General features: G+C 71.0%; 11 protein-coding genes. 4 read left to right on the top strand and 7 right to left on the bottom strand.

Annotated features, from left to right (window positions below; translation table 11 throughout):
• Nucleotides 1-3 precede the first annotated feature (3 nt).
• Nucleotides 4-2,979 carry a tetratricopeptide repeat protein gene (locus tag ACIA5D_RS07325; protein ID WP_396028988.1) on the bottom strand — a complete coding sequence of 992 codons (2,976 nt, stop codon included), beginning with the start codon at nucleotides 2,977-2,979 and terminating at the stop codon, nucleotides 4-6.
• Between the two features lie 97 nt (nucleotides 2,980-3,076).
• Between ACIA5D_RS07325 and ACIA5D_RS07330 the strand changes: the two genes are divergently transcribed.
• The 3 genes from ACIA5D_RS07330 to ACIA5D_RS07340 all read left to right on the top strand — a co-directional run bounded on the left by ACIA5D_RS07330 (nucleotide 3,077) and on the right by ACIA5D_RS07340 (nucleotide 5,338).
• The gene (locus ACIA5D_RS07330) at nucleotides 3,077-3,325 is read left to right on the top strand and encodes a hypothetical protein (protein WP_396028989.1); all 249 of its coding nucleotides are present in this window, start codon (nucleotides 3,077-3,079) and stop codon (nucleotides 3,323-3,325) included.
• A gap of 292 nt (nucleotides 3,326-3,617) precedes the next feature.
• The gene (locus tag ACIA5D_RS07335) at nucleotides 3,618-3,719 is read left to right on the top strand and encodes a hypothetical protein (RefSeq protein WP_396028990.1); all 102 of its coding nucleotides are present in this window, start codon (nucleotides 3,618-3,620) and stop codon (nucleotides 3,717-3,719) included.
• Nucleotides 3,720-3,730: 11 nt separating this feature from the next.
• Entirely contained in the window at nucleotides 3,731-5,338 is a 1,608-nt protein-coding gene (locus tag ACIA5D_RS07340) for a RecQ family ATP-dependent DNA helicase (protein WP_396028991.1), read from the top strand.
• 1 nt (nucleotide 5,339) lies between these two features.
• Here the strand turns inward: ACIA5D_RS07340 and ACIA5D_RS07345 are convergent, their stop codons facing one another.
• Nucleotides 5,340-5,585 (bottom strand): hypothetical protein, encoded by a 246-nt coding sequence (locus ACIA5D_RS07345; protein ID WP_396028992.1) that lies wholly within the window; start codon nucleotides 5,583-5,585, stop codon nucleotides 5,340-5,342.
• Nucleotides 5,586-5,620: 35 nt separating this feature from the next.
• Nucleotides 5,621-6,136 carry a peptide-methionine (S)-S-oxide reductase MsrA gene (gene msrA / locus ACIA5D_RS07350; RefSeq protein ID WP_396028993.1) on the bottom strand — a complete coding sequence of 172 codons (516 nt, stop codon included), beginning with the start codon at nucleotides 6,134-6,136 and terminating at the stop codon, nucleotides 5,621-5,623.
• A gap of 66 nt (nucleotides 6,137-6,202) precedes the next feature.
• On the opposite strand from msrA, the gene ACIA5D_RS07355 reads away from it, so the two are divergent.
• Nucleotides 6,203-7,093 carry a phosphatidylinositol mannoside acyltransferase gene (locus ACIA5D_RS07355; RefSeq protein WP_396028994.1) on the top strand — a complete coding sequence of 297 codons (891 nt, stop codon included), beginning with the start codon at nucleotides 6,203-6,205 and terminating at the stop codon, nucleotides 7,091-7,093.
• A 170-nt stretch (nucleotides 7,094-7,263) separates the two neighbouring features.
• Here ACIA5D_RS07355 and ACIA5D_RS07360 read toward each other — a convergent pair whose 3' ends face one another.
• The 4 genes from ACIA5D_RS07360 to ACIA5D_RS07375 all read right to left on the bottom strand — a co-directional run bounded on the left by ACIA5D_RS07360 (nucleotide 7,264) and on the right by ACIA5D_RS07375 (nucleotide 12,255).
• Complete coding sequence (locus tag ACIA5D_RS07360; RefSeq protein WP_396028995.1) at nucleotides 7,264-8,688, bottom strand: DUF2252 domain-containing protein; 1,425 nt, start codon at nucleotides 8,686-8,688, stop codon at nucleotides 7,264-7,266.
• Nucleotides 8,689-8,957: 269 nt separating this feature from the next.
• Nucleotides 8,958-9,743 carry a YhjD/YihY/BrkB family envelope integrity protein gene (locus tag ACIA5D_RS07365; protein WP_396028996.1) on the bottom strand — a complete coding sequence of 262 codons (786 nt, stop codon included), beginning with the start codon at nucleotides 9,741-9,743 and terminating at the stop codon, nucleotides 8,958-8,960.
• A 70-nt stretch (nucleotides 9,744-9,813) separates the two neighbouring features.
• On the bottom strand, nucleotides 9,814-11,259 hold the full coding sequence (locus tag ACIA5D_RS07370; protein ID WP_396028997.1) for an MFS transporter: 1,446 nt from the start codon (nucleotides 11,257-11,259) through the stop codon (nucleotides 9,814-9,816).
• Between the two features lie 66 nt (nucleotides 11,260-11,325).
• Nucleotides 11,326-12,255 carry an anti-sigma factor RsbA family regulatory protein gene (locus tag ACIA5D_RS07375; protein WP_396028998.1) on the bottom strand — a complete coding sequence of 310 codons (930 nt, stop codon included), beginning with the start codon at nucleotides 12,253-12,255 and terminating at the stop codon, nucleotides 11,326-11,328.
• Nucleotides 12,256-12,418 lie beyond the last annotated feature (163 nt).

The following is a 12,418-nucleotide window of genomic DNA, read 5'->3' on the forward strand; positions in this document are numbered from 1 at the left end:
GGCTTAGCGGATTTTTAAGGCGCGGGGGAGGCCGATCCGGCAGCCCAGGCGGCGGAAGATCTCCTGCGCCTTGGCCGCGTGCGCCTCGGAAGAGCCGAGCTCGGCGGCGAGCAGCCGCGCCCACGCCTCCATCCGCAGGTAGCCCTGGTCCTCGAAGGACCGGGTCGCCTGGTCGATGAGGGTCCGGGCCCGGTCGCGGTCGCCGGCGAACAGCTCGACCACGGCCAGGTTGAGCAGGGCGCCGCCGGTTCCGGGGCCGTCGTCGACGGCCTCGCCGCGGTCGAGCGCCCGGCGGGCCAGGCGTCGTCCCTCGGCGGCGTCGCCGGCGGCCGCCGCGAGCAGGCCCAGGTTGGCGAGGCTGAGGTTCTCGGCGCGCCGGTCGCCGAGCTGTTCGCGCAGGCGCAGGGCCTCGCGCAGGTGCTTGTCGGCGGCGTCGAACCGGCGGGCGTCCCGCTCGACGCAGCCCAGATGGTTGAGCGCGTGGGCGAGGCCGGCCGCGTCGTCGATGCGAGCGAACTCCTCGACCGATCGCTCCGTGTGGTCGAGGGCCGCGGGAAGATCTCCCGCCAGGCGGTGGGCATAGGCGAGAGCGGAGAGCGCGTACGCGTGACCTTGCACCGCCCCGACACGGCGGCCCAGCAGCCAGGATTCCTCGAAGACCGGTACCGTTCCCGCGCCGAGCGGAACGAGGGGCACGCACAGGGTCACCGCTGGCAAAAATATGGATTTATCCGAATTCAGGGTCTCCAGCTCGCGCAGGACGACGGCGAAGCGCCGACGGGCAGTCGGCACGTCCTCGCGAAAGAGCGCGGTCAGCGCGGCGAGCCACCGAGCCGTCGGATTATCCGTATTTCTCGTGACCTCTTCCACCTCGTCGAGGTCGGCCACACCCAGCAGAAGGAAGCCGCGCATCAGCCGGGCATCCTCCGACTGTGCGTCGTCGGCGACGGCGGCATCGGCCAGCGAGCGGATCCGGCCACCGAGCCCCTTGCGGGCCTCCAGGATCGCGAGGGCGAACGAGGCGCGCGCCCGCATCGGCGACGGCGTCTCGGCCACGTCGCGGATGCGCTGCAGCCAGGCCGCCCCCTCGACGAAATGGCCGCGCGCGAGCCAGTACCGCCACAGGCTCACCCCGAGCAGCAGCGCCTGCTCGGGGTCGTGCCGCACCGCCCAGCCGAGCGCCGCGCGCAGGTTGTCATGGTCGATGTCGAGCAGTTGTGGCCGTTCGACCACGATGCCGGAGACGCTGCGATCCGGGTCGTTGTCGACCGCGAGCCGGGTGAAGTACCGGCAGTGCGCCGCCTCGAACTCCGCCGTCTCGCCCGCCGCGACCAGCCGTTCCCGCGCGAGCTGCCGGATCGTCTCGAGCAGCCGGTAGCGGGAGCGGTCGCCGGCCCGCTCCACCTGCACCAGCGACTTGTCGACGAGCCGGCCGAGGACGTTCTCGTCGGCGCCGATCTGCTCGGCCGCGGTGAGCGAGAAGCTGCCGGCGAAGACGGCCAGCCGCCGCAGCAGGGCCTGCTCGTCGGGGTTCAACAGGTCGTGACTCCACTCGAGCGCGGCGCGCAGCGTGGCGTGCCGGGTGACCTCGGCGCCCTGGCGGCGCAGCAGGGAGAGCGCGCCGGTCAGCCGCTCGGCGATCTCGGCGGGCTCCAGGTGGGACATCCGGGCGGCGGCGAGCTCGAGCGCGAGCGGGATGCCGTCGAGGCGCCGGCAGATCTCGGCGACATCGGCGGCATTCGCCGCATTCACCACAAAATCCGCGCGTACGTCGTGAGCACGCTCGACGAAGAGCCGCACCGCCGCCGTGTGCTGGGCGGAGCCGTCGGGCACCTCCAGCGACGGCACGCGGAACGTGACCTCGCCCGGGACGTGCAGCGGCTCCCGGCTGGTGGCGAGCAGGGTGACCCCCGGACACGACCGGCGGACCGCCACGGTGAGCTCGGCGCACGCGGTGAGCAGGTGCTCGCAGTTGTCGAGCACGAGCAGCATGCTCCGGTCGCGCAGCCGCCTGACCAGCGTCCGCAGCGGATTCTCGCCGACCGCCGGGTCGAGGCCGAGCGCCGCGGCGACCGTGTCCGGAACGAGCCGGGGTTCGGCAACGCGGGCGAGCTCCGCGAACCACACGCCATCGCGATATTTCGAGATCTGTCGCCGGGCGGCTTCCTCGGCCAGCCGCGTCTTGCCGGCCCCGCCCACGCCGGTCAGCGTGAGCAGTCCGCCCCGGCCGAGCAGCCGGTGCACCTCCCCGATCTCCCGCTCCCGCCCGACAAAGCTGGTCAGCGGCGCGCTCAGATTGGTGTTTTCCGGTTTGTCCCCCGCAAGCAGCTCGCGGAACAGATCGCGAGTCTCGTTGTCGGGGTCCGTTCCGTACTCCGACCCCAAATCATCGCGAAGCTTCTCATAACGGGCGAGCGCCGACGATCTCCGGCCGTCGGCGGCGAGCTGCCGCATCAGCCCGCGAACGGCCGGCTCGTGCAGGGGGTCGACGGCGAGCGCCCGCTCCATCTCCCCCAGATCGACAAGCAGCTCGGCGTACGTGTGGCGCAGTTCCTCCCGCCGCCGCGCCGCCCAGTCCTCGAACCGGTCCTCCGGCAGCAGATCACCGGTGTACGCCGCCACCGCCGCCCGCGGATCGGTCACGGCCAGCCGCTCGAACCGCAGCACGTCGACGTCCACCAGCGCGCCCGCGTGCAGCGCCACGACGTCGTCGCGCAGTTTCAGCAGCTCGCCCGGGTCGCCGTCGCCCGCCAGCACCCGCCGCGCCACATGCAGCGCCTGGTGCAGATTGTTGACCGCCGACGAGGCGTCCTTGTCCGGCCACAGCGTCTCCAGCAGCACATCCCGGTGCATCCGCTGCTCCGGCGCCAGCGCCAGCAGCTTCACCAGGGTCCGTGCCTTGCGCAGCCGCCACTCGCGGGCCTGAACGGGCGTCCCGTCCCGGTCCACACCAAATCCGCCGAGCAGCCGGATCCGCACCCGGCCAGCCTAGGAGCACCGCACCACGCGGCCCGCTCCCGAATCGCAACCCCGACTCGTCTCATGGCCCGATCCCCGGTGGGCGATAGGGCCTCCCATGGCGATCAAAACCCGGGTCTGGCCGTCCGTGCTCGCGGCGGTCCTCGTTCTCGCGCCCGCCGCCACCCCGGCGAATGCCACGGCGAAGGGCAATCCCCAGGCGTACGCGTTCCTCAGCCGCTCCTCGAACGCGTCCGAGCCGATCGCCCGCTGGAATCCGTGCCAGGCCGTCCGTTACCGGGTCAACCTGGACCGTTCCACCAAGGGCGCCCTCGCCGACGTGCAGGGCGCGGTCGCCAGCTGCTGATGCACGAGATCGGCCACGCCGTCGGCCTGGACCACCCGAAGGTCGACGACCCGGCCGAGATCATGTACCGAGCATCACCCGCAAGACGGCCGCGTGGGGCGCCGGCGACCTCAACGGCCTGCGGGCGCTGGGCACGGCCGGCGGCTGCCTCTACCCGAGGCCGGCCGCCGCCTCGGTGGTGACCGCCGGCGACACGGCGGGCCTGGCGAAGGAGTTCGTGACTGGGTGATCATCGTGGGCATGACGACGCGGATAGCGATGTGGTCGGGCCCCGCGCAACATCTCGACCGCCATGATGCGCAGCTTCGACGCCCGGCCCGACACCGTGGTGGTTGACGAGCCGTCCCGCGCGGGTGGCCGCCGTCACCGGCATCCGGACGGCGCGCGCGAGTAGCATCCGGCGGGATGGATCAGCTGGAGCGAATCGCCGCCGACGTGCTCGGCATCAGCCTGCGGCCGGCGCAGCGCCGCGCGCTCGCCGCGCTCACCACCCACGGCGACACCCTCGCCGTGCTGCCCACCGGCAGCGGCAAGAGCGCGATCTACCAGGTCGGCGGGCTCGCGCTCGGCGGCCTGACCGTGGTCGTGTCGCCGCTGATCGCGTTGCAGCGCGACCAGCTCCGGTCGATGACCGCGCACGGCAAGGTGCGGGCGGTGATGCTCAACTCGTCGCAGCACCACGCCGACCGGCAGGCGGCTCTCGGCGCGCTGGCCGGCGGCCGGGTCGACTTCGTGATGCTCGGGCCGGAACAGCTGGCCAACGCCGAGACGATGGCCGCGATCGCCGGCAGCCCGCGGCCGATCACGCTGGTCGCCGTCGACGAGGCGCACCTGGTCAGCGAGTGGGGCCACGACTTCCGGCCCGAGTACCTGCGGCTTGCCGACGTGGTCGAGACGGCCGGCCGGCCGCCGGTGCTGGCGCTGACCGCGACCGCCGCGCCGCCGGTGCAGGCCGACATCACCCGCCAGCTGCGGATGCGCGACCCGCAGGTCATCGTGGCCGACTTCGACCGTCCGAACATCTCGCTCTCGGTGCGCCGCGCACGGCACGACCTTCCCGAAGATCAAGCGATCGACGATCGTACGGTGGAAGTGGTGCTCGCCCATGACGGGCCGGCCCTCGTGTACGCGCTGAGTCACGCCCGCTGCGAGAGCCTGGCCAAGCGGCTGCGCCTCGACGCGTACAAGGCCGAGCCCTACCACGCCGGGTTGCCGGCCGCCCGCCGCGCCGAGATCCAGGACGCGTTCTTCGCCGGCAAGCTCGACGTGGTGGTGGCGACCAGCGCGTTCGGCATGGGCATCGACAAGCCCGACGTGCGCACGGTCGTGCACGCCGGGGTGCCGGGCAGCCTCGACGAGTACTACCAGGAGATCGGCCGGGCCGGCCGCGACGGCGCCCCAGCGGCCGCCGTGCTGGTCTACGACCCCCGGACCGTACGCATCCCGCGCCTGCTCGCGGCCCGCTCGAAGATGGGCGACGCCGCCGTGCACAAGGTCGTCGACGCGATCGAGGCCGCGACCGGCCGGATCACCGTGAAGGAACTGGCCGAGACCACCGGCGTGGGCCGGTCCGCGGTCGCCCGGGTGGTCGACGAGCTGCTCGAGCTGGCCCTGGTGCGCCCCGACGGCAACGACGCGGTGCTGGCGGCCTCGATGGGCGACGCTTTCAAGCAGGTCACGGCCGCGGGCAACCGGAGGCAGGCGATCCTGCGCTCACGCATCGAGGCGGCCCGGGGGTACGCGGAGAGCGTGCACTGCCGGCGGGCCGAGCTGCTCGGCTACTTCGGCGAGCAGTACGACCCACCCTGCAAGTCGTGCGACAACGACGACCACGCGCCGGCCGCCACCGCCGGCTCGCGGGAGGGGACCGGCGAGCGCGTGCGGCACCGGCTGTGGGGCCCCGGCACGCTGCTCAGCCGCGACGACCACGAGCTGGTGGTGGCGTTCGACTCGGTCGGCTACCGCCACCTCACGGCGGCGGCGCTCACGAACGGCCTGCTCACTGTGGAGTAGGTCAGCCCTCGAGCAGCCCCGTCAGGTTCTCCAGGCTACTGATCAGCGCGCCGGTGTAGCCGAAGATCCTGCCCGCCCATTTCGCGACCGCGGAGATGATCTGCGCCGTGACCACCGGGATGGTCACGATCGCGAGCGCCTCGGCGGCCCAGACGATCACGCGGGCCACCAGATCGCAGATCAGGTCGCGGACGATGTCGCGAGTGAACTGGACCAGGTTGCCCGCCGCCTGGGTGGCCGAGGACATGTTGTTCCAGGTCTGGGCGTGCGCGGGGCGCTCGGTTACGCCGGGGTGGCGTTCCGCTTCGGGAGGACCCAGCCGGGGCGGGGGAAGTGGCAGGTGTAGCCGTCGGGGAGGCGTTCCAGGTAGTCCTGGTGCTCGGGCTCGGCCTCCCAGAACGGGCCGGCCGGCTCGACCGCGGTGACCACCTTGCCGGGCCAGAGGCCGGAGGCCTCGACGTCGGCGATGGTGTCTTCGGCGACCAGTTTCTGCTCGTCGCTGGTGTAGAAGATGGCCGACCGGTAGCTGAGGCCGACGTCGTTGCCCTGCCGGTTCATCGTGGTCGGGTCGTGGATCTGGAAGAAGAACTCGAGGATCTCGCGGAACGAGGTGACCGCGGGGTCGAAGACGATCTCGATGGCCTCGGCGTGGGTGCCGTGGTTGTAGTAGGTGGCGTTCGGCACGTCGCCGCCGCTGTAGCCGACCCGCGTGCTGATCACGCCGGGACGCCGGCGGATGAGTTGCTGCATACCCCAGAAGCAGCCGCCGGCCAGGATGGCGGTCTCGGTTTGGCTCATGCCGCAACGGTACCTTCGATGGACCCACCACCACCGGACCCGGCCGGCGACCGTTACCATCCCGGCGTGGGAGAGGACCTGGCCAGCCGGCTCTACGGCCTTGCCTGGCGGGTCACGCCGCGGTTGCCGGGACCGGTCGCCGAGCTCGTCTTCGACTCTGTCGCCGCCGTGATGCGCTGGTCCGGCGTGGGCGGGGTGCGCCAGCTGCGGGTCAACCTGGCCCAGGTGCTCGGCCAGGCCGCGGACAGTCCCGCCGTGACCGCCGCGGCCGCTCGGGGCGTGCACTCCTATCTGCGTTATTGGCGGGAGTTCTTCGGGCTCGCCGGATGGAGCCGGGACCGGATCCGCGACGCCGTGGTCTTCGAGTCGCTGGACCGGGTGGCCGCCGCCCGTGACGCCGGCCGCGGAGTGGTGCTGGCGCTGCCGCACAGCGGCAACTGGGACCTGGCCGGAGCCGCGCTGGTGCTGAGCGGGCACCGGTTCACCACGGTCGCGCAACGCCTGCGCCCGGAGCGGCTCTACCAGCGGTTCGTGAGCCACCGTGCGGCGCTCGGCATCGAGGTGCTCCCCGCCGACGAGACCCGGCGGACGGTCACCACGCTAACCCGGCGGCTGCGTGCCGGCGAGGTGGTGTGCCTGGTCGCTGACCGGGACACGTCCGCGGCCGGCATCGGCGTGCGGTTCTGCGGCGCGCCGACGACGTTCCCGGCCGGGCCCGCGCAGCTGGCGCTGCGCACCGGGGCCGCGCTGCTGCCCGCATCGCTCTGGTACGACGGTCCGCGGCTGCGGATCCGGATCCACCCGGAGATCGTCCCGGGCCGTGACGGCGCCACCCGGGCCCGGGTGGAGGCGATGACGCAGGAGCTGGCCGACGTCTTCACGGGCGCCGTCCGCCGGCATCCACACGACTGGCACGTGCTGCAACCGGTCTGGCCGGCCCCCGCCCACCAGGGCTGAGCGTGGATGGCTCTCAAGCTTACCGCCATTGATCATGCCTATCAGCGCGGTACTGGCTCTGGAACTCGCCGGAAACGCCGACGTCCCATCTCGAGCCGAATACCGCACCTGACCTGGTCGCCATCCGCCCGACGACCTCCGGGCCGCCCGCGCGCACCACCCGAGTGGGGTCAGATTCCCTCCTGCACCTCGATCAGGCCGTCCTGGACGGCCCTCTTCAGCAGCCGGAAGTCTTCCTCATTGAGATCCGCGTACGCCTCGGCGAAGTCGGCGACGGCATTGTCGAAGCGGTCGCTCGAGCCAAGGTAGGACGCGATCGCGATCCGGTCCCCCGACCGTGCGTGCGCCCGGGCCAGCGTCCAGCCGCAGATCGACGCGTACGCGGTCAGGCCGCTCGCCCGGATCCCCTCGATCTCCACCGATCCCTTCCAGTCACGCAGCTGCCGCACGTAGAAGTCGCGGTCCTTGCCGTCGATGCCGTGGACCTGCCGGGTGCCGAGGAAGATGTCCCCGCTGGCCTGCATCGTGCGCTGCCCGACGACCACCCGTTCGCCGTGGTGCTCGAACTCGCTCGTGCCGACGTACTCCTCCAACACCGACGCCCCTGCCTCCTTGGCCTGCAGGAACAGCGGATCGCTGTCGTCGCGGCCGATCATCAGCAGCACCCAGGACCGGGTCCCGACGCTGCCCACACCCACAACCTTGCGAGCCATGTGTACGAGTCGGTACTGCCGCAGCAGATGCCGGCGTTCGGGTGACAACGACCGGCTGTAGCCCTCGAGCAGTTCCTGCATGGCGTCGAAGAGCTGGTCCGCGGACGCGCCCGGCAGCAGATCCTCGACGGGCACCACGATGGGCGGCGTGGCGACGATGCGGCGTTCGCCGTCGACGACGGCGGAGAGCTTGGCCAGGGCCTGCGCGCTGTCGCGGGTCCGCGCCTTGTCGATCATCGTTTTCGTGCTCTTGATCTGCTCGGGATTCAGCGTCGAGCTCAGGCGGTCGAGCATGGGCTCCACGTCGAGTTGCGCGTACCAGACCTGGAGGTTGGTCTGTTTCGCGAAGGTGCGCATCGCCGTGCGATAGGTCGCGGCGGCGGAGATCACCGCGCGGCGGCTCTGTTTGACGGTGTGCGCGTTCTGGCGGCTGGCCACCGCGAGACTCGCGGCCAGCCGCTTGACGTCCCACTCCCATGGGCCCGGAAGCGTCTCGTCGAAGTCGTTGATGTCGAACACCAGCGCCCGCTCGGCCGACGCGAAGAAACCGAAGTTCGACAGATGGGCATCCCCGCAGGTCTGTGCCCGGAAGCCGGACACCGGCGTCGACGCAAGATCGGCGGCCATCACCCCCGCCGCGCCGCGATAGAACGTGAACGGGGAGACCAGCATTCGCCCGTAGCGGATCGGGACCAGCTCCGGCACCCGGGCCGCGTCGTCGGCCGTCATGGCGGTGACCGGATCCCGCTTACCGGCAAGCGGGAGCTCCGCGTGCGAGTCCAGGGGCGCGGTCCGGCGAGCTTCTTTGCCCGACCGGGCCCGTTCGGCCGGGCTCAGATACGCGGTTCTACCGGGCTTCGTGATCTGTTCCGGGCTGGTCATCCCAACACGCTGCGCCGACGGGACGGCCCGCACATCACCCGCTGGGCATGAGCCGTTCGCGCCGCCGCCGCATCCGGAACAGGAGGAAACCGGCCCCGAACAGGCCGATCAGACCGACAGCGATCACCAGGACGATGGCCACCGGACTGCGACCTGGACCGCGAAGATCTGCCGCTGCGGATCCTCCACGCTATGGCTCAGGCTGTGCGAGCCACCTCACCCTCACCGCATGAGCCGCGTGGCTTCGGGAACGCGAGTGATCCACCGTCTCAGCTGCCGGGCTTCGGCCTGGTGGCGCCGCCGAGCTCGGCGCTGATCACGGCAACCACCACGAGGCAGAAGCCGACGACGATCAACCAGGTCAACAAGGCGAACGTGATACCGATGACGCCGTAGCGCCCGGCGTTGCTCTCGATCAGACGCGGCATCCACAGCGCCGAGTACACACTCAACACCGCGCTGCCCGCACCGGCGACGACGGCGCCCGCGAGCAGTCGCCGGAGCGGGACACGGCGGGAGAGCAGGAGGCTCTGCAGCAGGAGCCAGACCACGGTCGACACGACGACGCGCATCACGAAGGCGAACACGCCGCCCGCCGGCACGTGCCGGAGGAGACCGACCAGCAGCGACAGCACGATGAGCGAGGTGATCAGCAGGCCGATCGCGGCCGCCCCGTTGAGGGTGCCCCGCACTCCCATCGCCGGCAGCTGCCACGCGGCCTCGTACGTTCGTTGAAGGGACCGGGTCAGGCTCAGCAGGGAGAACAGCAGGACCACCATGCCCGCGATGGTGAACGCCCCGGTGGCGCCGGGCGGCCGCTCGAACAGGACCCGGATGGACTCCGCCGCGGAACCGCCGACATGGAACCGGTCGGCCATCAGGTCGGCGAGCGCGGTCGGGTCGCTCCGAGGCGCTGCCGCGGCCACCACGATGAGCAGCGGAATGATGGTCGTGAAGGCCTGCCCGCCCAGCACCAGAGCGCGGTCGCGACCATTGACGGCCTGGAAGCGGAGCAGGCTGCGAACCGGCAGCGACGACTCGGCCCGGGACAGCAAGCCCGCTCCGCGCCCCTTGCCGATCCGTGCCAGGTGTTCTCTGATGCTTCTCCTCCAAACTTCGCCGGATCTATGTCTCCTGAAGATCCGGGGCACTCACGCCGCCCGGTGGGCTCGGGGCGGCCGGCGGGGCCGGCGCGGCAGGAAGTTTCGCCGTGGCCACCAGTCCTCCGACGCCGATCACCGCCAGGACGATCAACGCCAGCGCGTACGAGCGTTGCGGCGTCCTCGTGAGCTCGGCGACGAGGATGGTGCCGGCGATGGCGGCGCCGAGGGACGACCCGAGATTGGACACGCTGCGGGACAGACCCGAGATCTCGCCCTGAAGATGGTCGGGGAAGCTGGACTGCACGATGTTCACCGACGGAGTGAGCATGGCCCCGATCCCCAGCCCGATCAGGAAGAGCCCGGGCAGGAAGGCCCACACGCCCGACGAGAGGCCGACCAGGGCGAGGAACAGGACGATGCCGACGATCGTGAGGATGAACCCGGCCAGGATGAGGGTGCGCTGCGCGTACCGCCGCGCGAGGCGCTCGGCGGCGAGCGACGACAGCAGCAGGCCGACCGTCGAGGCTGTGAGGATCAGGCCGGTCTGTATCGCGTTGTAGCCGCGCACAACCTGCAGGAAGGCCGAGACGACGAACGAGATCCCCATGAGCACGAGCCACTGGACGTTCTGCGTGATCAGACCGAGGTTGGAGGTGCGGTTGTGAAACAGCGCCGTCGACAGCAGCGCTTCCTTGCCCGCGCGCTCCCGGGCGCGCACCCAAGAGAAGAACCACGCCAGGACGAGAATGCCGGCGACGAGCAGCCCGGTCATCAACCAGATGTTGTTGTCGGCGGCCAGGATGCCGAGTACGACGAGGACGAGCCCCACCGCGGACAGGACTGCTCCGACGGCGTCGAACGGCCGGGCCGGGTCCGGCGGGACCGGGTCGCGGACGTAACGCCGGCTCAGCACGATGATCACCAGGATGACCAATATCTGAAAGCCGAAGGCGGCGCGCCAGCTGATCGCCGTGGCGATGAGCCCGCCGATCAGCGGGCCGGTGGCCGCGCCGATCCCGCCCATCCCGTTGATCGTGCCGAACGCGCGGGCCCGTGAGGCGAGGTTGCTGAACAGCATCGTCGTGAGGATGTAGACGGGCGGGATCAGCAGCGCCGTGCCGACACCCTCGAGGATCGAGTTGCCGATGATGAGCAGCGGCAGGCCGGGAGCGACCGCGCTCAGCAGCGCTCCGAGGCCGTACACGGCGAGGCCTACGTTGAGGCATCGCTTGCGGCCGTAGCGATCGGTCAGCTTGCCGGCGGGGATCATCAGCGCCGCCATGACGAGCAGGAAGAGCGTGATCGCGACCTGTACGCCCTGGACCGTGGTGTTCAGGTCCTCGCTGATGTCGTTGATCATCACGTTCATGTTCGAGCCGGCGAAGCTGCAGATGAACTGGGCGAGGGCGAGCGGAACGAGCACCCGTCGCAGGGCGCTCGACGGCCTTCCTGTAGCGGCGCTGGACATCGGTCCAGCGTCCCGTTCTATCCCGGGCACGACCTCATCCGCCGCGCATGAGGCGACCTGCGAGTGTCAGCGGCTGAGGCAGAACCTCACCCGGGTCGTGCCGTCGCGGTGGTCGATGGCGAGCCAGTCGCTGAGCTGCTTGGCAATCCAGAGGCCCATGCCGTCGTGTCCGGGCGGCGCCGGTGGGCGGTATCCGGCGAGTGGGTCGCTGAACCCGTCACCGTGGTCGATGACCTCGCAGGTGATCGTGGTGTCTTCGATCCAGACCCGGAGCTCTCGATCACCGCGGCCGTGGACGATGCTGTTGACGGCGATCTCATGGACCACCAGCAACAGATCGTCGATCGCCGGCCCTTGCCAGCCGAGGCCCTCGGCCACCGCCTGGACCACATAGCGGGCACGGCGCGCGCTCCTGGGGACGTCCAGGCTCACCACGGCCAGCGGGTCCCTCCTGATCGGCGGCACCGGCTCGGCGATGGCGCGCAGCAGCCGGCGGGGTCGCTGGTACATCCGGGACGGCTCGCGCCCGTCGGCGCGCACGACCGGATGGGTGCGCCGGGCGCTGGAAATGACCTTCTCGGGCAGGCGGCGGGTGTCGTACGGGCAGATTACCCAGGCGGGCGCCGCGGCGAAGACGTCGTTGAGCGCCGACTCGTACCGGATCCAGCTGTCGCGTCTGGCGGGGGTGCCGAAGGCGACCTCGCCGACGATGCGGACCGCCCGGTGACCTTGCGCCCGCGCGGAGCTGAGCAGGTCAGCCCATCCGGCGATGGTCGATGCGGGTCGCACGTACCAGATGTCGCGGTCGACAAACGTGACCTGGCCTGCGTCGTCGCCGAGGCCTTGCCGGAGCAGGTCGATGTTGTGCCCGGTGACGGCCGCGACCACGGCGTCGCCGTCGCGAATACCCTCGGCGAGGAAGGGCGTGACGGCCGAGACGAACCCTTCGTCGTCGTCGTAGATGAGGGCTTCGTGGACGAGCGTTGCGCCGGTCACCTTGCTGATCATGCTGGGGGGCCCGACCTCTCGATGCTTCCGGGGCATCGTACGGCGTGACGAGCATCGACGGCCGCGGCAGACCGCAAATCCCTCGATCGAGTAACCACCCGGGATCCCCCGTAGCGGATGACGACGACGATGCGCCGTCCGGGCAGGGTGG

The sequence above is a fragment of the Actinoplanes sp. NPDC051513 genome, from assembly GCF_044454685.1.
GTDB lineage: Bacteria > Actinomycetota > Actinomycetes > Mycobacteriales > Micromonosporaceae > Actinoplanes.